The organism is Cupriavidus sp. 22TCCZM01-5 (assembly GCF_057798915.1).
In genome coordinates, this window is sequence record NZ_JBYOJR010000017.1 from 57,813 (window position 1) to 80,725 (window position 22,913).

Sequence of the window (22,913 nt, forward strand, 5' to 3'; positions counted from 1 at the left end):
GGCAGGGTCCCGGCGGCGCGGCGGTGGGCGCGCGCCTGAGGCGGGCAGCGGGGCAATCCGGCGGTGAAGGCGTCTCCTGGGATCTGGCTGCTGCTCGCCCGGTTCGTGTCGTTTCCGGATCTCGTCTGGCAGGCAGGCGATGCACCATCCGGGTAGGCGATGCACCAGCTGCGTGGCCGCGTGCGCCCTGCTGGGGCAGTTCTCGCGTCCGGCGTGTAGTATTGACACCCGCCATACCCCGCACAAGCGCGTAACTACGCAGCACTTCTGCGTAGTACTACGCAGATCGACGGTGGCATGCCGCCTGCGCGGCATCGGTGTTTACCCCCGGTCGTCCGGTTCATGTATGAAACTCCGCCAGAAGATCCTGTTGCTCGCCGTGGCGCCGCTGGCGGTGGCCATGCTGGGCATCGCGCTTGCCGTGCGTTTCCAGGCGACGCAGCTGGCCCAGCACGAGCGTACGCTGGTCGAGTCCGCCTATCTCCAGAGCAAGGAAACCGAACTGCGCCATTACGTAGAACTGGCGCAAAGCGCGATCGCGCCGATGGTGCGTTCGGGCCGCACCGACGCCGCCACGCGCCAGGCCGCCATGGACGCGCTGGCGCGGCTCGACTACGGGCCCGATGGCTATTTCTTCCTGTATGACTTGCAGGGCCGCAACCTGATGCACCCACGCCAGCCGGAACTGGTCGGGCAGGACTTGTGGACGCTGCGCGATCCGCAGGGCGCCCTAACCATCCAGAAGCTGATCGCGGCGGCGAAGGCGGGGGGCGGCTCGGTGCGCTACCTGTGGAAAAAGCCGTCGTCGCAGCAGCTCGCGCCCAAGCTCGGCTACGTCGTGGCCGTGCCGGAATGGGGCTGGATGCTCGGCACCGGCATCTACCTGGACGATGTGGAAAGCACGCTGCGCCAGCTCGACGCGCGCGCCGCGACCGATATCCGCGAGACCATGGCGTGGATCGGCGTGATCGCCGCGGTCAGCATCCTGCTGGTAGCGGCCAGCGGCCTGGCTCTCAATATCAGCGAGCACCGCGAGGCCGATGCCAAGCTGCGCCAGCTCGCCCAGCGCGTGGTGCAGTCCCAGGAAGAGGAACGCGCGCGGCTGTCGCGCGAACTCCATGACGGCATCAGCCAGTTGCTGGTGTCGGTCAAGCTGGTGCTGGAAGCGGCTGCCAACCGGCTGCGCCTGGCGCCGGCGGAAGGCGCGGCGGTGGCGCCGGTGCTCGGCATGGCGCTGAACCGGCTCGACACGGTGTTCAACGAGGTACGGCGCGTGGCACGCAACCTGCGCCCCGCGCTGCTCGATGATCTCGGCATCTTTGCCGCCCTGCAGCACCTGGCGCGCGAGATGCAGGCCGGCAGCCAGCTGCAGATCAGCGTGGCCCAGGCCGGCACGCCGCGTGAGCTGCCCGACGAGCAGGCCACCGCGCTGTACCGGATCGTGCAGGAAGCGCTGACCAATGTCGAACGCCATGCCGGCGCCCGCAAAGTGACCGTGGCGCTGGCATTCGATCCGGACGCGACGCGCCTGACAGTGCGCGACGACGGCTGCGGTTTTGACGTGGCCCGCATGCAGGTCGATCCGCGGCGCGGCATCGGCCTGCGCAACCTGCGCGAGCGCATCGCGGCGCTGGGCGGTCAGTTCGGCATAGTTTCGGGCATTGGCGGCACCGAACTGCAGGCGGTCCTGCCGCTCGCGAAATTGCCGGCCCGGCCCACCGCTCCCCTCCCCGCGGATTCTTCGCAGTCATGACCCATATTTCTGACCCGGCCGACATGGCGGAACCCGTTGCCGCGCCCGCGCGCGTGCTGCTGATCGACGACCATGCGCTGGTTCGGGATGGCATGCGCATGCACCTGGCGCTGCAACCCGGCCTGCGCGTCGTGGGCGAGGCCGATGGCGGCGAGGCGGCGCTGGCCTGGCTGGATCGTGCCGGCGAGCCGGAGCGCCCGGACCTGGTCATCACTGACATCGGCATGCGCGGCATGGGCGGCATTGCCCTGACCGCCGCGCTGCACGAGCAGTACCCGGAAATCGCCGTGCTGGTGGTGAGCATGCACGACAACCTGGAATACGCGCGCCAGGCCGTGCGTGCCGGCGCGCGTGGCTATGTGCTCAAGGATGCGCCGGCGGACGAACTGATGGCCGCCATCCAGGCCGTGCTGGCCGGACGCGTGTTCTATAGCGCGCGTATCGCGCGCGGCATGGCTGAACAGGCGCCCGCAGCGGATCCGCTGGACGCCCTGACCCGGCGCGAGCGTGACATCCTTGGCTGCATCGGCGAGGGCATGGCGAACAAGGAGATTGCCGCGCGGCTCGGTGTGTCGGTGCGCACGGTAGAGACCCACCGGCTCAACCTCAAGCGCAAGCTGGGCATCGAGGGCCGGGCGGGGTTGGTGAAGTACGCGGTGGAGCAGTCGGGGGGAGAGGGCGAGGCGGGATAACCGGAAGTTATCCGCAGTATCCACAGGCTGACTCGGCGACTCGCCACGCTCCCGGGCCCTCTCCCGCTGCGGGAGAGGGAGTGCCCTGGGCTGGCCGGGTGCTTACCCTTCCAGGCGCTTGCCCAGTGCCGAGCGCGCTTCGGCCAGCGCCTGCGGCAGGTTGTGCTTGAGCTGCGTGAACAGCTCGTCGTGCAGCACCAGCTCCTGCTTCCAGGCGTCGGCGTCGATCGACGTGACCTGCGCGAACTGCGCCGGCGAGAAGTCCACGCCATTCCAGTTCAGGTCTTCATAGCGCGGGCTGGTGCCGAACACGTGCTCGGCGCCCTGCCCCTTGCCTTCGACGCGGTCGATCATCCACGACAGCACGCGCATGTTCTCGCCGAAGCCCGGCCACACGAAGCTGCCGTCGGCGTCCTTGCGGAACCAGTTCACGCAGTAGATCTTCGGCAGCTTGGCGCCGGCGGCTTCCAGCTTCTTGCCCAGGTCGAGCCAGTGGCCGAAGTAGTCGCTCATGTTGTAGCCGCAGAACGGCAGCATGGCGAACGGGTCGCGGCGCACCACGCCTTGCTGGCCGGCGGCCGCGGCGGTGGTTTCGGAGCCCATGGTCGCGGCCATGTAGACGCCTTCGGTCCAGTTGCGCGCTTCGGTCACCAGCGGCACGGTGGTCGAGCGGCGGCCGCCGAAGATGAACGCATCAATGGGTACGCCGGCCGGGTTGTCCCAGTTCTCGTCGATTGACGGGCACTGCGAAGCCGGCGCGGTGAAGCGCGAGTTCGGGTGGGCCGCCTTGGCGCCGCTCGCCTTGGCGATTTCCGGGGTCCAGTCCTTGCCCTGCCAGTCGATCAGGTGCGCCGGCGCTTCCTTGGTCATGCCTTCCCACCACACGTCGCCGTCGTCGGTCAGCGCCACGTTGGTGAAGATGACGTTCTCCTTCAGCGTCGCCATCGCGTTGTAGTTGGTCTTCTCGCTGGTACCTGGGGCCACGCCGAAGAAGCCGGCTTCCGGGTTGATCGCGTACAGGCGGCCGTCCTTGCCCGGCTTGATCCACGCGATGTCGTCGCCAATGGTGTTGACCTTCCAGCCTTCGAAGCCCTTGGGTGGGATCAGCATCGCGAAGTTGGTCTTGCCGCAGGCCGACGGGAATGCGGCGGCCACGTGGTATTTCTTGCCCTCGGGCGAGGTCACGCCCAGGATCAGCATGTGCTCGGCCAGCCACCCCTCGTCGCGGCCCATGGTCGACGCGATACGCAGGGCAAAGCACTTCTTGCCGAGCAGCGCGTTGCCGCCATAGCCCGAGCCGAACGACCAGATCTCGCGCGTTTGCGGGAAATGGACGATGTACTTGGTCGGGTTGCACGGCCACGGCACGTCCTTCTCGCCGGCGGCGAGCGGCTTGCCGACAGTGTGCACGCACGGCACGAAGTCGCCGTCGGTGCCCAGCACGTCATACACGGCCTTGCCCATGCGCGTCATGATGCGCATATTGACGGCCACGTACGGGGAGTCGGACAGTTCTACGCCGATATGGGCGATCGGCGAACCCAGCGGCCCCATCGAGAACGGAACCACATACAGCGAGCGGCCGCGCATGCAGCCGTCGAACAGGCCGTTGAGCGTCTGGCGCATCTCGGCCGGGGCGATCCAGTTGTTGGTGGGGCCGGCGTCTTCCTTCTTGTCCGAGCAGATGAAGGTGCGGTCTTCGACACGCGCCACGTCGGAAGGATCGGACAGGGCCAGGTAGGAATTCTTGCGTTTTGCCGGATTCAGGCGCTTGAGCGTGCCGGCCGCGACCATCTGCTCGCAGAGGCGGTCATATTCTTCCTGCGAACCGTCGCACCAGTGAATCCGCTCCGGCTTGGTCAGCGCGGCGATTTCGGCTACCCAGGCCACCAGCTTCTGGTTCTTGACCCAGGCCGGCACGTTCAACGCGGCCGTGCCTTGCATCGAGGGGTGGTTCATACGGCAACTCCAAATGTGTAAAGGGAAGGAAGGGGGAAATCTTTTCAAAGCCCGGCCTGAGGCCAGCCAGGCCGGTGCTCGTCGCCGCGCCTCGTTGGCGCTCATCGGCGACTCGCACCGGTCGTCACATCCCGTTACAACTCCTCTGCGGCCCAGGCAACGCAAAGGGTCGCGGCAGTCCCTGCGCCTGCGCTAAAGTTGCGCTTCGCCCGCGCGGGGCCAGGCGGGCTTTGTCCGACGGCGCCGGGTGTCGGGAGCGAGGCTCAACCGACCATTCCTGGCGACACCGGAGCGGGCAAGGATACCACTGCTGCACCCTGCTGTTTTTTGCTGCGCAGCATTGCGAATCATGGATTGACGCATGGATTGTGCCGGGCCGGGATGGCCGACAATAGCGCTTGCGGCGCGCGTTCCGTTGCCGCGAGCACACATCCCGGGTCACAGGCCAGCCGACAAAAAGAGTTTCCGATGAAGATTGCTGTACTCGACGATTACCAGGATGCCGTGCGCAAGCTGCCCTGCTTCAGCCTGCTGGAAGGACACGACGTCAAGGTGTTCAACAACACCGTCAAGGGCGTGGGCCAGCTGGCCGCGCGCCTGTCGGACGTGGAGGCGGTCGTACTGATCCGCGAACGCACGCGCATCACGCGCCAGCTCCTCGAAAAGCTGCCCAAGCTGAAGATCATCAGCCAGACCGGGCGCGTCGGCGTCGCGCCGGACACGCATATCGATGTCGAGGCGTGCACCGACCGCGGCGTGGCGGTGCTGGAGGGCGTGGGCTCGCCGGTTGCGCCGGCCGAGCTGACCTGGGCGCTGATCATGGCAGCCCAGCGCCGCATTCCGCAGTATGTGGCGAGCCTCAAGCACGGCGCCTGGCAGCAGTCCGGCCTGAAGTCGACCACCATGCCGCCCAACTTCGGCCTGGGCCAGGTGCTGCGCGGGCAGACCCTGGGCATCTGGGGCTACGGCAAGATCGGCCGGCTGCTGGCCGGCTATGGCCGGGCCTTCGGCATGAACGTGCTGGTCTGGGGGCGCGAGGCATCGCAGGAAGCGGCGCGCGCCGATGGCCTGGCGGTCGCGGAGTCCAAAGACCAGTTTTTCGCCGACAGCGATGTGCTGTCGCTGCACCTGCGCCTGAACGACGACACGCGCGGCATCGTCAAGCTGACCGACCTGACCCGCATGAAGCCGACGGCGCTGTTCGTCAATACCAGCCGCGCCGAACTGCTGGAAGAGAACGCGCTGGTCGCGGCGCTGAACCGCGGCCGTCCCGGCATGGCGGCGGTGGACGTGTTCGAGTCCGAGCCGATCCTGCAGGGCCACGCGCTGCTGCGCATGGAAAACTGCATCTGCACGCCGCACCTGGGGTATGTGGAGCGCGACAGCTATGAGCTGTACTTCCGTACCGCGTTCCAGAACATCCTCGATGTGCTGGCCGGCCAGCACGACAGCATCGTCAACCCGAAGGCTTTGACGCCGGCGCTGTCGCGCTGACGAGCCCTTCATCCACGGTTGGCGTCCCTCTGCCACTCCGCGGGAGAGGGGGGCCTGCCTAGAATCGGCTCGACAACGCCGGATACCTCCCCGCTTCGGCCGCCGCGGACGCGAATTTCGCGAAACCGCTACACTCGGGACTTCCCCAGGCGCGGGCCGCAACGGCCCGCCGCACATCCCGACAATAACAAGGCGCCAGCGCGCCACCCTTCCACCAAGGCCGGAATGGACCCCAGGCTCGTGACGCTCTGCGTCGGCAATTTCATCATTGGCACCGGCGCGATGATCGTGACCGGCATGTTGAACGACATTGCCGGCGATTTCGGCCTGGGCGTGGCCAGTGCCGGCCAGCTGATCTCGGTATTTGCACTGGCCACCTGCGTGGGGGCGCCGGTATTCGCCACGCTCGGTTCGCGCATCGACCGCCGCCTGCTGCTGGCCGGTTCGCTGCTGGTCTACGCGGTGATGCACCTGGCCGCGGCGCTGGCGCCGAATTTCGCCACGCTGATGGTGATTCGCTTCCTGACCGCGATCGGTGCTGCCATCTACACTCCGCAGACCGCTGCCACCCTGCCGCTGCTGGTCAATGCGCAGACGCGCGGGCGCGCGATCAGCTTCGTGTTCCTGGGCTGGAGCATCGCCAGCGTGGTCGGCGTGCCGCTGGGCACCTGGATCGCGAGCACGCTCGGCTGGCGCGTCAGCATGGCGATCGTGGGCGTGCTGGCGCTGCTGGTGTCAGCGGCGGTCTGGCGCGCCTTGCCGCGCGGGCTCTACGTGCCGGCCGTGGGCCGCGAGGCCTGGGGCGCGGTGCTGCGCCACCGGCCGATCCTGCTCGTGGTGGCCACCACCATGATCCAGTCGGCGGGCATGTTCACGATGTTTACCTACATTGCGCCGCTGATGCGCGATGTCCACGGCATTACCGGCGCCGCGCTGAGCCTGATGTTCCTGGCCTACGGCGCCTGCGGGGTGTTCGGCAATGCGATGGCGGCCTCGCGCATGGACCGGATCTCGCCGAGCCGGATCGTCCGGATCACGCTGCTGACGTCGATTACGGCGCTGCTGCTGTGGCCGCTGGCGGGCCTGCACAGCGTGGCGCTGGTGCTGCTGTTCATGCTGTGGGGCGTGGGCGGGTTTGCCACCAATAGCGCGCAGCAGGCGCGGCTGGTGATGATTGCGCCGGACCGGGCCTCGGTGTCGATCTCGCTCAACTCGTCGTCGATCTACCTCGGCCAGGCGCTGGGCGCCATGGCCGGCGCGGCCATCTATACCGTGGCCGGCTCCGGTTCGCTGCACTGGGGTGCCGCGGCGCTGATGCTGGCGGCCCTGGTTATCTCGCAGCGCGCGCGGGCGCTTGGCTGCCAGTGGCCGCCGCGGCCGGCACCGCAACAGGCCTGAGCGGACCCCGGACCCGCTTCAGCGGGGTTTCGTTCCACAGCTTTTCCACAGTGTTGTCCAACGCACTGTCCACCACCTGTTCCCTGCGTTATCCACGGAGTTATCCACAACTCCTGCAGCGGGGGCATCGTGAGCGAACCGAACGGAGTCCTGGCCGGCGCACGCGTGCTGGCGATCAGTATCGGCAAGGCCATTCCGCTGGTGGTCGCCCGCGCCGGCACCGAGGCGGTGGTGATGTCCGGCATCCGCAAGCACCCGGTCAGCACGCTGGCCCGCCCGCTGCGCGTGCAGGTGCGTCCGCTCGGCGTGGCCGGCGACGAGCAGGCGGACCTGGCGGCGCATGGCGGCCCGGACAAGGCTGTCTATGCCTATCCGTCCGAGCACTACGCCTGGTGGAACGCGCGCCGCCGCGCCGCCGCGCAACCCGAAGCGCACCGTGGCCTGCCATTCGGCGCCATGGGGGAGAACCTGACCATCGAAGGCCTGGACGAGACCGACCTTTGGGTCGGCGACATGCTGAGCATCGGCACCGCGCTGCTGCGTGTGGCGTCGCCGCGGCAGCCCTCGTGCAAGTTCAATGCGGTGCTGGGCTACCGCCATGCCGTCCGCGACATGGTCGAGAGCGGCTACTCCGGCGTCTACCTGAGCGTGGTGCGGACCGGCGAAGTCCGGGCAGGCGATGCCATTTATGTGCATCATGGGCCACGCAAATTGTCGATCGACAGCATTAACCGCTGGCGCCGGGATGGCCGGCGGCAGCTTTTCTGATAATGTTTGTCTATCGATACAAGCAGTCGCCCCCGCCTCCGCCACGCCACCCTCGTCGCCAATCAAGCCAGGCCCGGATCACGCCGTTACCGCTGTAACGCGCTGTAATAGTCCGCGCTGGCTACGCGGGGCGAACCGCTGTACTACTACAGGTTTTGCGCGACACGTACCCGCCCGGTCCCCGGGCTGCCCGTATTGGGCGGTCACGGCAGGAAGAGGCGGGACGTCACCGGGGAGGCGCGCTGCGGCTTAGAGGGTCCACACAAGATGAAGACAGACAGGATCGATCAGCCCAAGGGGTTTGTCGACGGCAACTGGAGTGCGTCCGCGGGAACCGGCCGGGGCCGGGTATCGCCGTGGGTCGTGGTGATCACGGTGGCCGTGCTTGGCGGGGCGGGATGGTTCGGCTGGCATGCCTGGCTGGCACCCAGGCCCGTCGCGAAGGGGCCCGCGCCGGTGGTGGTCGCTACCGCGCTCGTGCAGCAGGGCGACGTGCCGCTGCAATTCACGGCCAACGGCAACGTGACGGCGTTATCCACAGTCGAGGTTCGCCCACAGGTCTCGAGTACCGTGCGCGCCGTCCATATCAAGGAAGGCCAGACCGTCAAGCCCGGCGACCTGCTGTTCTCGCTCGACACGCGCATGGACGAGGCCAACCTGGCCAAGGCGCAGGCGCAGCTGCTGCGCGACCAGGCCGACCTGTCCGACGCGCGCCGCAACCTGGCGCGCAGCAAGGAACTGCTGGAGCGCAACTTCATTTCCAAGAGCGCGGTGGATACGGCCCAGGCCAAGGTGGACGGCTTCGAGGCCACCATCCGCGCCGACCAGGCCGCGATCGAGGCCAGCCGCGTCGCCGTCAGCTACGGCGCGATCCGCGCCAGCATCGGCGGGCGCACTGGCGTGATCAATGTCTTCCCGGGCTCGATGGTGCTGCCCAACAGCACCGGCCCGATGGTCACCATCGCTCAGGTCCAGCCGATCGCGGTGACCTTCAGCCTGCCCGAACGCCAGCTCGCCGCGCTGCGCGACGCCTTGCGCTCCGGCCCCGTGCAGGTCACGGCCCAGCCCAACGACGGCAGCAAGACGCCGGTGACGGGCAAGATCACCTTCATCGACAACACCGTCGACCCGCAGTACGGCACCATCCGCGTCAAGGCGCAGTTCGACAATGACGAGCAGCGCCTGTGGCCCGGCACCTATGCCAACGTCAGCGCCGTGGTGCAGACACTCAAGGATGCGTTGTCGGTGCCGCCGCAGGCCGTGGTGACGGGGCCGGAAGGCCGCTTCGTCTACGTCGTGCAGCCGGACAGCAAGGTCGCCCGCATGCCCGTGAAGATGGTGACCACCACCGCCACGTCGGCCGTGATCGAAGGCGTGCCGCCGGGCACGCGCGTGGTCGTGGAAGGCACGCAGAACCTGCGCCCGGGCGCCCTGGTGCGCGAAGCCGCGCCGGCGTCCGCCCCCGCCGCCACGCCGGCGAGCGCGCCCGCTGCCGCCCAGGGACACTAAGTCATGACGCTGTCCGAGCTTTGTATCCGCCGTCCGGTGATGACGGTGCTGCTGTGCATCGCGGTCATCGTCACCGGCATCGTGCTGTACCCGACCATCCCGATCGCCGCGCTGCCCAGCTTCAACTCGCCGGTGATCCAGGTCACGGCGACGCTGCCGGGCGCAAGCCCCGAAACCATGGCCGCCTCGGTGGCCACGCAGCTTGAAAAGCAGTTCGCGACGATTCCGGGCGTGACGGTGATCAGCTCGTCGAACACGCTTGGCAATTCGAGCATCACGATCGAATTCGACAGCGACCGCGACATCGATGCCGCCGCCGTGGACGTGCAGGCGGCGCTGTTCCGCGCCCAGCGTTCGCTGCCGATCGAGATGACGGTGCCGCCGTCGTACCGCAAGGTCAACCCGGCCGATGCGCCGGTGCTGCTGCTGGCGATCAACTCGCCGGCGATGAGCCTGGCTGAACTCAATGCCTTTGGCGACAACCTGATCTCGCCGACGCTGGCCACGCTGCCCGGCGTGGCGCAGGTCCAGGTGTTCGGCCAGAAGCGCTTTGCCGTGCGCGTGCGCGCCCACCCGGACGCGCTGGCCGCTCGCGGCCTGACGCTCGACGAACTGGCCACGGCGCTGAACCGTGCCAACGCCAACACGCCGGTCGGCACGCTCGACAGCGCGCGCCAGACGCTGACGATCCAGGCCAACCGGCAGCTTGCCAATGCCGAAGCGTTCCGCGGCATCATCGTCGCGAGCCAGCCCAACGGCGTGCTGGTACGCCTGTCCGACGTGGCCGAGGTGGAAGACAGCGTCGAGACCCTCAAGACCGGCAGCTGGCTCAACAACGAACGCTCCATCGTGCTGGCCGTGCTGCGCCAGCCCGACGCCAACACCGTGGCCGTGGTGGATGCGATCAAGGGCGCCCTGCCCCGGCTGCTGGCCCAGATGCCGGGCTCGGTCAACGTGTCGGTGGTCAACGACCGCTCCAACTCGATCCGCGAATCGATCCACGACGTGCAGTTCACGCTGGCGCTCACGGTCGCGCTGGTGGTGATGGTGATCTTCCTGTTCCTGCGCCGCGCCGCCGCCACGCTGATCCCCACGGTGTCGCTGCCGATCTCGCTGATCGGCACGGTGGCGCTGATGAAGGCCTTCGGCTATAGCCTGGACAACGTGTCGCTGCTGGCCATCACGCTGGCCGTGGGCCTGGTGGTGGACGACGCCATCGTCATGCTCGAGAACATCGTGCGCCATATCGAGGAAGGCGTGCCGCCGCTCAAGGCCGCGCTGGTCGGTTCGCGCGAGATGGGCTTCACCATCCTGTCGATCTCGATCTCGCTGGTGGCGGTGTTCATCCCGATCTTCTTCATGCCGGGCGTGATCGGGCTGCTGTTCCATGAGTTCGCCGCGGTGGTGTCGCTGTCGATCCTGGTGTCGGCGCTGGTGTCGCTCACGCTGATCCCGATGCTGTGCGCGCGTTTCCTGTCGGCCGAGAACGTGCCGGTCGATGAATCGCAGCACGCCTATGGCGATCACGCTGGCCACGCGCCGGCGGTGGTGCAGAAGCAGACGCTGGGCATGCGCTCGACGCAGTGGTTCGAGAACCTGTTCGAGTGGACGCTGCACAAGTACGCGCACGGCCTGGACTGGTGCCTGGCGCACCGGCGCGTGGTGCTGGTGGCCGCCGGCCTGACCTTCGTGCTGACCGCCGTGCTGTTCGTCAAGATTCCCAAGGGCTTCTTCCCCGAGGAAGACATCGGCCAGATCCAGGTCAACGCCGAAGGCCCGCAGGACATCTCGTTCGACGCCATGGCCGAGCGGCTGCGCGATGCCGCCGAGCGCATGCGCGCCAACCCGGCGGTGAAGAGCATCGTGGTCTCGATCGGCGGCGGCCCGTCGCCGGCGATCAACACCGGCCGCATGTTCATCGAACTGAAGCCGCTCGGCGAGCGGCCCAAGATGCCAAAGGTGGTGGAGTCGCTGCGCAAGGACGTGTCCGGTATCCCGGGCCTGGCGGTGTATTTCTCGCCGGTGCAGAACCTGCGCCTGGGCGGACGCCAGAGCAAGAGCCGCTACCAGTACACGCTGCAAAGCGTGAAGGCCGGCCAGCTGCAGGAGTTCAGCGACAAGCTCATGGCAAAGATGCGCGCGGACTCGATCTTCCGCGACGTTACCAGCGACTCGCAGCAATCGGGCCTGGAGGCGCAGCTTTCGATCGACCGCGACAAGGCCAACGCGCTCGGCGTGCAGATGCAGGACGTGCGCACGGCGCTGTACTCGGCCTTCGGTGAGCGCCAGGTGTCGACGATCTACACGCCGATCGACAACTACTACGTGATCCTGCAGGCCGCCGACGTCGACCGCCAGGACGAAAGCGCGTTCACCAAGCTCTACGTGCGCAGCAAGACCGGCCAGATGGTGCCGATCTCCGCGTTCGCCACGACCGAGCGCCGGGTCGGGCCGATTGCCGTGAACCACCAGGGCCAGCTGCCTTCGGTGACGGTGTCGTTCAACCTGGCGCCCGGCGCGGCGCTTGGAGAGGCCTCGGCGAAGATCGACCGCTACCGGCAGGAGATCGCCATGCCGACCTCCATCTTCACGAGCTGGGGTGGCGACGCGGCCGTGTTCCAGTCGTCGCAGGCCACGCAGATCGTGCTGCTGGTGGCGGCCATCGCGGTCATCTATACGCTGCTGGGCGTGCTGTACGAGAGCTACATCCATCCGCTGACGATCCTGGCGGGCCTGCCCTCGGCCGCCATCGGCGCGCTGCTGACGCTGTTCCTGTTCAACGTGGAGCTGTCGCTGATCGCGACCATCGGCGTGCTGATGCTGATCGGCATCGTCAAGAAGAACGCCATCATGATGATCGACTTCGCGCTCGCGGCGCAGCGTGAGCAAGGCATGGCGCCGGCGCGGGCCATCCGCCAGGCCTGCCTGCTGCGCTTCCGGCCGATCATGATGACCACGTTCGCCGCCGTCATGGGCGCGCTGCCGCTGGCGCTGGGCCTGGGCGCGGGCGCCGAGCTGCGCCAGCCGCTGGGCCTGGCCGTGGTCGGCGGCCTGCTGTTCTCGCAGGTCATCACGCTGTTCATCACGCCGGTGATCTACCTGGCGCTGGACCGGTTCTCGGGCACCGGCCCGCTGCAGATCGATGCGGACGGGAACAGGCTGCCGGAGCAGGTGCACGCCGAGACGGTGCAGCAGCACTGAAGGACGGAAGCGAAGTTTTCCACTTCCGCTTGCGTGAGCGATGACGGCGCGTTGACCACGATGACTTGCGCGTGCTAACCGACACGTGGTCCCCGCGTATGCGGGGACCCGGCAACTTTCAGGAGGGCCGCACCACTATCCGCAGCACATGGCGGCGCGAATCTGGTCTGTACTCATACGGCCCCCGGGCGCAGCCGAATGGAGCCGACCACGGCGTCCCATAACTCCAGCGCCTCCTCGTCGCTGGCAAACGACTCCTTGTTGGTGCGGTAAGCGCTTTCGCCGACCTGCAGCGATATATTCAGATTTGGTTCAGCCAGGGAGTCGGCCTTGCCCGGCGCTTCCCATTTGAAGCCGTAAGTCCGCTTGCCGTCCTGCGTGCCCGCCACGAGAATCTCGTCGGCCTCGATGGGGCCGACCGGGCGCTCACGATTGCGCAGTTGGGTAAAGCCGGCCACCGCACCCAGCAGCCCGGCCAGAACCCCGCCGGCCCGCTTGCGCAGGCCTAGCTCCACGCTGCGTTGTACGTAGGCAGTGATCCTGAATGAAACGTCGGGCTTGCCCGCCAGGTGGATCACCATGCGCCAGCTTTCGAGGTTCAGTTGCTTGTCCACCAGAACAACATCATTGGCTACATAACCGATCCCTGCCGGCAATTCTCCTGGCGGGATTTCGCGCCACTCACGAGACAATTTTTCGCAATCAGACAGTGCCGACTGCTTATTGTCGGGGGAGACATTTCCCGCATACCTTACGGTCCTTGATCCGGCCCTGAAGTACGTCTCAAAGCGATATAGTATGTCTCCCGTTGGTCTGTTCCACGATATTAGCGTCACTGCTCCATTGGCATGCGGCACGCGGTCGATAAACATGCTGCCATGCTTGACGTGTCGGGCCTCCCGCAGGGCCTGCTCCTCTTTGGCGACAAACCGATCCAGGCTTGCCTGCGTCTGAATTGCTGGCATCGCCTCGATTTTGACCCCGTTGTGTGCATGGCTTTCAATTGTCCGCGCGTCTCCAGGCAGGTCGACTAAATGCCGACCGATGGCATGGGTTCTCCATCCTTCTTTCATGCTGACTCCTTCTTGTGCCATTGGGCTTGCTGGGCGATTTTCACGATCGCATACATCGTGGCGTAAAGGGCGCGTTTGTCCCCATAGCTGTCCTGATGGCCGTAGCAGAAATGCTTGTTCTGTTGCCCTGGACAGTCTTGGCCATGTGCAAAGCTCATTTCGATGCCTGTCTTTGCCGGCGCCGCACCGGATTGAAGAGGAACCGTGCCATCCCCCGGACAATCTGGTTTGCTGAGTGTCAGGCTGAGCCCCTGCGAAGTCCTCAGCGTGCCATTGCCACTGTCGCTGGTAATCCTGCCCATCTCGGGATCGAATGCTCCGACGCCGGTCCCCTCCCATGCAACTTCGCCCCAGCTGAACCGATCTGTGCTGGCGAGCAGGCCGCTGTTGAACAGCCCGCCACGCTCTTTCTCAGTGTTTCGCTGCCCTTGTGCGCCGTAGTAAGCGTAGGTGGGCACTTTGTATTGCTCTTTGATTGCTTCGTGAAACTCCCGAACACTATCGATGACTTCACTTATGGTGTAGCGAGGAGACTCGCGATTGGACATGTATGAGCTGGTCAGATTCGCCCCTACATGCATGCCGGCTGGGTTCAGTAGCCCCAGATTCCCGTCCGGCACCAGCCCATACCACGCCCGTGACAAATAGATCTCGCCGTAAGGATCCCGATGCTTCGGCAATGCCAGCGTCTCGTTGACACCCTTGCGCTCCCTCACCTTTAGCCATGGCTGGCCGTCGTTGTAGTCCGCCGTCGGCAACAGCTCCAGCCCACCCGGCGCCTGCGACAGAACGGCAACGACCTCGGCGGCATTCCGGCCTAGAACCACCTGCTCCATGCCCTCGAAGCCCGCGCGCATGCGCTTGTATGTGGCCGGCGCGCCTGTGGCCGGCTGCACGCCGTGCGAGACGCCCAGCACCTTGTCGCACGCGTGAATCTCGGTCAACGCACGGCTCACCAGCCCGCCCATCGAATGGGTCACCACGATGACCTTTTCGGCTAGCGGCCGGCCAGGCTTGCGGCGACGGATGCGGCAGTGGTCGCCACCCTCCCCGTCTGGCGTGTCCTCGGCAACGGCCGTCTTGCCTTCGTTGTAGTACGGCAGGATCGTGTTCTCGATCAGGTCCTTGATGGCCGCACCGGAGTCGCGGTTGCTCTGCAGCCAGTTGTAGCCGCCGGCCCAGACATCGAACTGGTAATTGGCCGCGTGCAGGATTTCCTCGCGCGTCAATGCCTCACCACGGTCCGCACCCCAGTCCGAAGGCGGGGATTGGCCATCTTCGGCTGCCCAGCCCTTCAGGTCCGCTACGCAGCGCTCGAAATCGTATTCCGCCAGTGAGTTCAGGAGGTGCTGCAAATCGCCCATGAACCGGTGGTAGGAGGAACGCATCAATGCTCCCCAGCCGCGCGCAACGAGCACGTTTCTGGGCAACCCGCTCAGGCCGGCGTCGATCGGCCCGCTGGGATCGACCTCCACCGTGGCGGTTGCCAGGTCGTGGGCGCGGTCCTTCGCATTCTTGAACAGATAGCTGAAGAGTTGGCAAATGGCATCTGCCGCGCCGCGCAGGTCCGTGTTTGGCGGACGCCAGGCGATATCCTTCCCTTCCTTTTTCCTGAGATTGGTGCCCATGATGCCGGGCAAAAAGAGGACGGGAATCACGTAAGGTTTGGCCAGGACGATCTTTTCACGCTGATCTTCCGCTGGCGTCAGTGTCACCGGGGCATATTGATCGCCGTCGTCGTCGATGATGCTGCGGTAGAGTAGGTAGCCGGGGTTTTCCATGGTGGCGGTGGAGGGCCGGTATTGGCCTGCAATTGAGCGAGTCCGAGGCAAGTTATCTGCCGGACGGAACGCCCGGATTGACCAGCCGCAAGGAAGGTGCCGAGCGGGGACTTACACCGAGCTATAGCTGGCCGGCCGGCGGCATTGCGTTGGCGGCAACCTGGATCGCGGGCACGGCGCTGAAGGATCTGTCCGACGGCAACCTGGCCAAGGTGGGCGAGAATCTCGCCATTGGCGGCCGCATTGAGATAAGGGAGGAACACCGCATGATGTCAATCCGGTTGCATATGGCCGGCATGCTGGCGGCGGCCCTGACCGTGCTGACGGCCGGCTGCGCAACCCAGGGACCGTCTCCCGCGGAAGTCAATGCCGACTTTGCCGGCAAGTCCTACGTGCTGCTGGGAGAAGTCCACGATAACCCCGCCGGCCAGCAACAGCGCCTCGCCGCGCTGACCCACGCCATCGAGCAAGGCTGGCGCCCCGCCATTGCCATGGAACAATTCGACCGCGAACGCCAGGCCGATATCGACCGCGCGCGCCGCGAACGAGCGGACGACGCCGACTACCTGATCGCGCAGGCCGGCGGTGGCGGCTGGCAATGGCCGCTGTACCGGCCAGTGGTGGCGCTGGCGCTGGCGTACGACCTGCCGCTGCTGGCCGCGAACCTGTCGCGCGCCGACGCGGCGAAGATAGTGCGCGGCGGCCTTGACGGCCTGTTCACGCCGCAGGAGCGTGCCCGGCTGGGCCTGGCAGGCACGCTGCCGCCGGACCTGGTGGCAGCGCAGACCGCGGTGCTCGACGAAGGCCACTGCGGCAATTTTCCCAAGGCCATGCTGCCCGGCATGCTCGACGCGCAGGCCGCGCGCGATGCCGTGATGGCGGCCACACTGCGTCCCTACGCGGCGCGCGGCGCGGTGCTGATCGCGGGCAATGGCCATGTGCGCAACGATATCGGCGTGCCGCGCTGGCTGGGAGCGGATGCCGGCAAGGCGGTCAGCGTGGGCTATCTGGAGCACGGCCAGGGCAACCCGGCGGGCTTCGACCGCGTCGTGACCGTGGCGCCCGTGGAACGCGGCGATCCGTGCCGCGACGCCGTAGTGGGCAAGGCCATGCCGGTCGCCGCATCCGCGCCTGCTGCGCGCTGAATCACCCGCCTATCCACGTAAACCCCGATGCAAGAGCTGTCAATCTGACAGCCTTTTGACAGTTTTCAACGCCTAGAATCCGGCACATGACCCACCAGCGGGTCACACAGAAGCCCATAACAATGCCGGCATGCAAGGCGTGCAACGGACAGGAGACAGCGACCTACCGGTTCCTTCGTGACGGTATGCGCCCGTGTCTCCCGGGTCCCGACGCGACGCCATGACGGCCAGCCGAAGATACGGCAATACCACAAGGAGACCGTTATGCGCCGCTCGATTCACCGTTTCGCCCACATCGTCATGGCCTCGGCCGTGGTTGCGGCCACCGCCGTTGCCGCGCCTGCCTATGCCATGGACACCGTCAAGTTCATGATCGGCGCCAACCCGGGCGGCGGCTATGACCAGACCGGCCGCGGCCTGGGCGCCGCGATGATCGCCTCGGGCGTGACCAAGACGGCCACCTATGACAACAAGGGCGGCGCGGGCGGCACCATCGGCCTGACCCAGTTCGTCAACACCGACAAGGGCAACCCGAATGCGCTGATGGTCGTCGGCGCGGTGATGGTCGGTGCCATCGAGACCAACCATCCGCCGGTCACGCTCAAGAACGCCACGCCGATCGCGCGCCTGTTCGCCGACACCATGGTCATCACCGTGCCGGCCAGCTCGCCGATCAAGTCGATCAAGGACCTGACCACGCAGCTCAAGGCCAACCCCGGCAGCGTGAGCTGGGGCGGCGGTTCGAAGGGTTCGATCGACCACATCCTGGCCGGCCTGATCGCCAAGGACGTCGGCGTGGACCCGAAGAAGATCAACTACGTGCCGTTCCAGGGCGGCGGTGAAGCGTCGGCCTCGATCCTCGGCGGCCACGTGACCGTCGGCATTGCCGGCGTGTCGGAATTCCTGCCGTTCATCAAGAGCGGCAAGATGCGCGCGCTGGCGGTGACCTCCAAGGACCGCACCGCCGACATCCCGACGCTCAAGGAGCAGGGCGTGAACGTCGAGATCTACAACTGGCGCGGCGTCTACGGCGCGCCCGGCACCACGCCCGAGCAGCGCAAGGCCATGATCGACGCCGTGGTGAAGGCGACCGAGAGCAAGGCCTGGAAGGAAACGCTGCAGAAGAATGACTGGACGCCGTTCCTGCTGACCGGCGATGAGTTCGGCAAGTTCGTCGACAGCGAATCGGCCCGCCTGGGCGGCACGCTGCGCGAACTGGGCGTAGCCAAGTAAGAACAGAGGCGCGCGAGCGCCTTGCAGTACGGATCCGCGGCCCCGCGGATCCGAGCAGTGCTGAAGTGTTACCTGTCGTGCCTGCCGAAGCTGCCGCAATAGACGGTAGCCGGGAAAACGGCGCGGGGCCCGGTGTCTGCCACCTGCGATAGCCAAACCAAAACTACATGTCGCCGGGCCCTGCGGCCGCGCAGGATTCAGAAAGCCAGCGTCGCGGACGCCAGCGCCCCTGTGCTGGCGACAAAGGCCCAAGGAGTCTCCATGAAACCCTCCCATCTCGCCATCGGCGTTGCCGTGCTGGCGATCTCGCTGTTCTTCTTCCTCGGCCTGTCGGGCATCTCGGGCGAAGAAGGCTATGCCGGCCTGTCGCCGCGCTTCGTGCCCACGCTGGTGGCGATCGGCCTGGCCGTGTGCGGCGCGCTGCTGACCTGGCAGGGCGTGCGCGGCGGCTTCCGCAACATGCCCGAAGAAGACGCCGAACTGCCCAGCGCCCCGCACAACTTCCAGGGCTTCCTGTGGGTGTCGGCGGGCCTGGTGCTGAATATGGCGCTGATCGGCACGCTCGGCTTCGTGCTGTCGTCCACGCTGCTGATGATCTGCGTGGCGCGCGGCTACGGCAGCCGCCGCATCGTGCGCGACGCGATCATCGGCCTGTGCATCACGGTGCCGATGTGGGCGTTGTTTGAATTCCTGCTCGGCATCAACCTGCCGCTGCTTCCCATCGCCGGCTTCTGAGCCCGCCCGTTCAGCAAGGAGTCACGAATGGATACCCTGAACCAGCTGATGCACGGCTTTGCCGTCGCCATCACGCCAATCAACCTGATGTGGGCCCTGGTGGGCTGCTTTCTCGGCACCGCCATTGGCGTGCTGCCCGGCATCGGGCCTGCGCTGACAGTGGCGATGCTGCTGCCGCTGACGGCCAAGGTCGAACCCACCGCTGCGCTGATCATGTTCGCCGGCATCTACTACGGCGCGATGTACGGCGGCTCGACCACCTCGATCCTGATGAACACGCCGGGCGAGTCGTCTACCATGGTCACGGCCATGGAAGGCAACCTGATGGCCAAGAACGGTCGTGCCGGCCCGGCGCTGGCGACGGCTGCGATCGGCTCGTTCGTGGCCGGCACCATCGCCACCGTGCTGCTGTCGATGTTCGCGCCGGTGGCGGCGGACGTCGCGCTGGAGTTCGGCCCGGGCGAATATTTCATGATCATGCTGCTCGCGTTCACCACGGTCTCGGCCGTGCTGGGCTCGTCGCTGCTGCGCGGCATGACCAGCCTGTTCCTTGGCCTGGGCATCGGCCTGATCGGCATGGATTCGCTGTCGGGCCAGACCCGCTATTCGATGAACGTGCAGGAGCTGTACGACGGCGTCGACATCGTGGTGGTGGCCGTGGGCCTGTTCGCCGTGGGCGAGGCGCTGTTCAACGCGTTCTTCCCGCAGCCGGAGGGCACCTTCAACAAGCTGAGCTCGGTCCACATGAACAAGTCGGACTGGAAGCGCTCGGTCCCGGCATGGATCCGCGGCACCATCATCGGCTTCCCGTTCGGCCTGATCCCGGCCGGCGGCGCCGAGATCCCGACGTTCCTCTCCTACGCCACCGAGAAGAAGCTGTCGAACCACAAGGAAGAGTTCGGCAAGGTCGGCGCGATCGAAGGCGTGGCCGGCCCGGAGGCTGCCAACAACGCCGCCGTGACCGCCACGCTGGCCCCGCTGCTGACGCTCGGCATCCCGACCTCGAACACCACGGCGATCCTGCTGGCGGCGTTCCAGAACTACAACCTGCAGCCGGGCCCGATGCTGTTCCAGACCTCGGGCGACCTGGTGTGGGGCCTGCTGGCATCGCTGTACATCGGCAACGTGATGCTGCTGGTGCTGAACCTGCCGGCGATCGGCCTGTGGGTACGCATGCTGCGCGTGCCGACGCCGCTGCTGTACGGCGGCATCCTGATCTTCGCCGGACTCGGGGCCTACGGCATCCGCCAGTCCTGGTTCGACCTGCTGCTGCTGTTCGTGGTCGGCTTGCTGGGCATGGTGATGCGCCGCTTCGACTTCCCGACCGCGCCGGTCATCGTCGGCCTGATCCTCGGACCGATTGCCGAAAAGCAGCTGCGCAATGCGCTGTCGATCGGCCAGGGCGACTGGAGCCTGTTCGTGAAGCAGCCGATCTCGGCCACCATCCTGGCCATGACCGTGGCCGTGGTGGTGATCCCGCGCCTGCTGCGCTGGCATGCCAATCGTCCGACCGCGCACGAGCAGGCGGACAATGCGGCGTGATCATGCGCCCCGTGTCATAAGATGAACGAAGCCCGGTGCATGCGCGCCGGGCTTCATGCATTCTTGCATCCACAACAACAAGGCGCCGGCTCCCCCTGCCAGGCCGCTGCATCATGAGTCTTTCCTCCCATCGCTGGCTGCCGTTCGTGCTGACGCTGCTGCTCGGCCTGGCTGCCGCCCTGCTCTGCACCGTGCTGCGCACACCGCTGCCGTGGATGATCGGGCCGTTGCTGTCCGTCGCGAGCGCGCGCATGGCCGGCGCTGACCTGCGCGCGCCGAATCAAGCGCGCAACGCCGGACAATGGGTGATTGGGGCATCGCTGGGTCTGTATTTCACGCCGGACGTGGTGGCCCGGCTGCTCGAATTTCTGCCCTACATCATCGCGGGCTCCCTGTTCGCGCTGGCATTGGGCGCGGGCGGCGCGCTGCTGCTGCGCCGGACCACGGGCGTCGCGTTCAAGACCGCATTTTTCTCGACGGCCATCGGCGGCGCTTCGGAGATGGCCAACCTGGCCGAGCGCAACGGCGCGCGCATCGACCAGGTCGCGGCGGCGCATTCCCTGCGCGTGCTGATGGTGGTGGTGGCGGTGCCGGCGATCTTCCAGTACGGCGGCATCCATGGCCTCGATCCGTACATCCCGGGGCCGCGCACGGTGAGCGCGCCGGGTCTGCTGGCGCTGATCGCCATCACGCTTGGCGTGGCGCTGCTGGTGCGCCGGCTCAATATGCCGAATCCGTTCGTGATCGGCACGCTGCTGGCCGCGGCGGTGCTGACCGCTTCGGGCGTCGAGCTGTCGGCCATCCCGACGTGGATGAGCCGCGCCGGCCAGTTGCTGATCGGCGTGTCGCTGGGCGCGCGTTTCTCGCGCGACTTCCTGCATACCGCGCCGCGTTTTCTGTCGGGCGTGGCGCTGTACACGGTGGCGGCGCTGCTGGTGTCGGCGCTGCTCGGCTGGGTGATCTCGATCCTGTCCGGCGCGCATCCGGCCACGATGATCCTGGGCACCACGCCGGGCGGCATTGCCGAGATGTGCATTACGGCCAAGGTGCTGGAGCTTGGCGTGCCGCTCGTGACCGCCTTCCATGTGATCCGGATGGCCTTCGTGGTGCTGGCCACCGGCCCCCTGTATCATTGGCTCAAACATCGCGTCGCGCCGGAGGAGACGGAGTAGCGGCCAGCCCGCTTTCCGGGCGGCTACCGGGCGACATCCCAGCGGGACAACAAGACCAGGATCGCCATGTCCGAATCCGCCGAACGCCGCCTGACCCTTGCCGAGATCGATGCCACGCTGGAGCGCGTGCTCGCGCCCTGGGTGCGCCAGCTCGGGCTGCGTGCCGAAGCCGTCGATGACGCCGGCATCACGCTGCGGCTGCCATTCCAGGAAATGTTCCGCCATGCGGGCGGCGTGGTGTGCGGCCAGGTGCTGATGTCGGCCGCCGACACCGCGATGATCGTCGCCGTGGCCAGCGCGCTGGGCGCGTTCCGGCCGATGACCACCGTCACCCTGAATACCAACTTCATGCGCCCCGTGATCGACGGCGATGTGCTCGTGCGCGCCAACGTGCTGCGCCTTGGCAAGACCGTGGTGTTCGGCGAGATCGAGCTGACTGGCACCGATGGCAAGCTGGCCGTGCAGGCTACCACCACCTATGCCCTGCTCTGACGCCGGGCCCGCAAACGACTCGCAGATCGCGGCATGACTACCGGCACCACGACCCCCTTTGACCAGATCGTCTTCGCCGGCGGCGGCAACCGCTGCTGGTGGCAGGCGGGCTGGTGGGACACGGTGGCGCCGGAACTGAAGCTGCGCCCGCGCGTGATCGCCGGCATTTCCGCGGGCGCGGCCACGGCCTGCATGGTCTATGCGCATGACTCGCAACAGACCATGGCGTACTACCGCCAGGTGCTGTCGAACAACAAGCGCAACGCCTACTGGGGCAACCTGCTGCGCAGCGAGCGGGTGTTCCCGCACTACGGCATCTACCGCACGGCATTGCTTTCGATCTTTGCAGACGGGCGACTCGCGCACTTGCAGCAGGCACCGGAGATCCGCATCGGCGTCGCGCATATCCCGCGCTGGAGCGGGCCGCGCCTGGCCGTGGCGGCGGGGCTGCTGGCGTACAACATCGACAAGCACGTGCTCAAGACGCTGCATCCGCGGCTCGGGCGCAAGCTTGGCTTCCGCCCGGAGTTCGTGCGCGCGCAGGACTGTGGCTCGCCCGAGCAGCTTGCCGACCTGCTGCTGCAGTCGGCCTCCACGCCGCCCTTCACGCCGGTGCTGCGCCGTGAAGGGCGCGCGGTGCTCGATGGCGGCCTGGTGGATAACGTGCCCGTAGACGCGCTCGACGCCACGCCGGGCAATGTGCTGGTGCTGGTGACGCGGCTGTATCCGCGCCCGCGCCGTTTCGTGATGCAAAGCGGCGGCCAGCGCCGCCTGTACCTGCAGCCTTCGCAACGCGTGCCGATCTCGAGCTGGGACTACACCCGGCCCGACGCGATGACGCACGCCTATGACCTGGGCCGCCGCGATGGGGAAACTTTCCTGCGCGAGTGGCCGTCGATCCTGAATACGGAACTGAAGTCCGGCGCCTAGCGCGTTGCTGGTGCCGGTCCGATCGTTTGTCGATGC

Annotated in this window: 17 protein-coding genes; 14 read left to right on the forward strand and 3 right to left on the reverse strand. The window is 66.8% G+C overall.

Translation table 11 applies throughout. From position 1 onward, the window contains the following. The first annotated feature begins 346 nt into the window (after positions 1 to 346). The gene (locus AC3FNH_RS17250) at positions 347 to 1,753 is read left to right on the forward strand and encodes a cache domain-containing protein (RefSeq protein WP_276098984.1); all 1,407 of its coding nucleotides are present in this window, start codon (positions 347 to 349) and stop codon (positions 1,751 to 1,753) included. After that, positions 1,750 to 2,445, forward strand: a complete 696-nt coding sequence (locus tag AC3FNH_RS17255) for a response regulator (RefSeq protein WP_488720934.1) — start codon at positions 1,750 to 1,752, stop codon at positions 2,443 to 2,445. The genes AC3FNH_RS17250 and AC3FNH_RS17255 overlap by 4 nt, the downstream gene beginning before the upstream one ends. Before the next feature lie 102 nt (positions 2,446 to 2,547). Here the strand turns inward: AC3FNH_RS17255 and AC3FNH_RS17260 are convergent, their stop codons facing one another. Beyond that, positions 2,548 to 4,404, reverse strand: coding sequence for a phosphoenolpyruvate carboxykinase (GTP) (locus AC3FNH_RS17260; protein WP_488720935.1), 1,857 nt, complete (start codon positions 4,402 to 4,404; stop codon positions 2,548 to 2,550). Positions 4,405 to 4,872: 468 nt separating this feature from the next. On the opposite strand from AC3FNH_RS17260, the gene AC3FNH_RS17265 reads away from it, so the two are divergent. The 5 genes from AC3FNH_RS17265 (at position 4,873) to AC3FNH_RS17285 (ending at position 12,774) form a co-directional block, all read left to right on the forward strand. Then, positions 4,873 to 5,898, forward strand: a complete 1,026-nt coding sequence (locus AC3FNH_RS17265; protein WP_276098987.1) for a D-2-hydroxyacid dehydrogenase family protein — start codon at positions 4,873 to 4,875, stop codon at positions 5,896 to 5,898. 225 nt (positions 5,899 to 6,123) lie between these two features. Beyond that, complete coding sequence (locus AC3FNH_RS17270; protein WP_276098988.1) at positions 6,124 to 7,296, forward strand: MFS transporter; 1,173 nt, start codon at positions 6,124 to 6,126, stop codon at positions 7,294 to 7,296. Positions 7,297 to 7,425: 129 nt separating this feature from the next. Further along, positions 7,426 to 8,064 carry an MOSC domain-containing protein gene (locus AC3FNH_RS17275; protein WP_276098989.1) on the forward strand — a complete coding sequence of 213 codons (639 nt, stop codon included), beginning with the start codon at positions 7,426 to 7,428 and terminating at the stop codon, positions 8,062 to 8,064. Between the two features lie 267 nt (positions 8,065 to 8,331). After that, positions 8,332 to 9,573, forward strand: a complete 1,242-nt coding sequence (locus AC3FNH_RS17280; RefSeq protein WP_488720936.1) for an efflux RND transporter periplasmic adaptor subunit — start codon at positions 8,332 to 8,334, stop codon at positions 9,571 to 9,573. Between the two features lie 3 nt (positions 9,574 to 9,576). After that, entirely contained in the window at positions 9,577 to 12,774 is a 3,198-nt protein-coding gene (locus AC3FNH_RS17285) for an efflux RND transporter permease subunit (RefSeq protein WP_276098991.1), read from the forward strand. A gap of 173 nt (positions 12,775 to 12,947) precedes the next feature. On the opposite strand, the gene AC3FNH_RS17290 is transcribed toward AC3FNH_RS17285, so the two are convergent. Further along, positions 12,948 to 13,847: a T6SS immunity protein Tli4 family protein gene (locus AC3FNH_RS17290; RefSeq protein WP_488720937.1), complete on the reverse strand. Its 900-nt coding sequence runs from the start codon at positions 13,845 to 13,847 to the stop codon at positions 12,948 to 12,950. Next, positions 13,844 to 15,628, reverse strand: a complete 1,785-nt coding sequence (locus tag AC3FNH_RS17295; protein WP_488720938.1) for a lipase family alpha/beta hydrolase — start codon at positions 15,626 to 15,628, stop codon at positions 13,844 to 13,846. Before AC3FNH_RS17295 ends, AC3FNH_RS17290 begins: the two co-directional genes overlap by 4 nt. Positions 15,629 to 15,897: 269 nt before the next feature. On the opposite strand from AC3FNH_RS17295, the gene AC3FNH_RS17300 reads away from it, so the two are divergent. The 7 genes from AC3FNH_RS17300 to AC3FNH_RS17330 all read left to right on the forward strand — a co-directional run bounded on the left by AC3FNH_RS17300 (position 15,898) and on the right by AC3FNH_RS17330 (position 22,877). Beyond that, positions 15,898 to 16,773: a ChaN family lipoprotein gene (locus tag AC3FNH_RS17300; protein WP_488720979.1), complete on the forward strand. Its 876-nt coding sequence runs from the start codon at positions 15,898 to 15,900 to the stop codon at positions 16,771 to 16,773. A 264-nt stretch (positions 16,774 to 17,037) separates the two neighbouring features. Then, positions 17,038 to 18,006 carry a tripartite tricarboxylate transporter substrate binding protein gene (locus tag AC3FNH_RS17305; RefSeq protein WP_276098994.1) on the forward strand — a complete coding sequence of 323 codons (969 nt, stop codon included), beginning with the start codon at positions 17,038 to 17,040 and terminating at the stop codon, positions 18,004 to 18,006. A gap of 261 nt (positions 18,007 to 18,267) precedes the next feature. Beyond that, positions 18,268 to 18,741 (forward strand): tripartite tricarboxylate transporter TctB family protein, encoded by a 474-nt coding sequence (locus tag AC3FNH_RS17310; RefSeq protein WP_488720939.1) that lies wholly within the window; start codon positions 18,268 to 18,270, stop codon positions 18,739 to 18,741. A 27-nt stretch (positions 18,742 to 18,768) separates the two neighbouring features. Next, on the forward strand, positions 18,769 to 20,283 hold the full coding sequence (locus AC3FNH_RS17315) for a tripartite tricarboxylate transporter permease (RefSeq protein ID WP_488720940.1): 1,515 nt from the start codon (positions 18,769 to 18,771) through the stop codon (positions 20,281 to 20,283). Positions 20,284 to 20,396: 113 nt separating this feature from the next. Next, complete coding sequence (locus AC3FNH_RS17320) at positions 20,397 to 21,455, forward strand: AbrB family transcriptional regulator (protein ID WP_488720941.1); 1,059 nt, start codon at positions 20,397 to 20,399, stop codon at positions 21,453 to 21,455. Between the two features lie 66 nt (positions 21,456 to 21,521). Next, complete coding sequence (locus tag AC3FNH_RS17325) at positions 21,522 to 21,947, forward strand: PaaI family thioesterase (protein ID WP_488720942.1); 426 nt, start codon at positions 21,522 to 21,524, stop codon at positions 21,945 to 21,947. Between the two features lie 33 nt (positions 21,948 to 21,980). Further along, positions 21,981 to 22,877 carry a patatin-like phospholipase family protein gene (locus AC3FNH_RS17330; RefSeq protein ID WP_488720943.1) on the forward strand — a complete coding sequence of 299 codons (897 nt, stop codon included), beginning with the start codon at positions 21,981 to 21,983 and terminating at the stop codon, positions 22,875 to 22,877. The last annotated feature ends 36 nt before the right edge of the window (positions 22,878 to 22,913 follow it).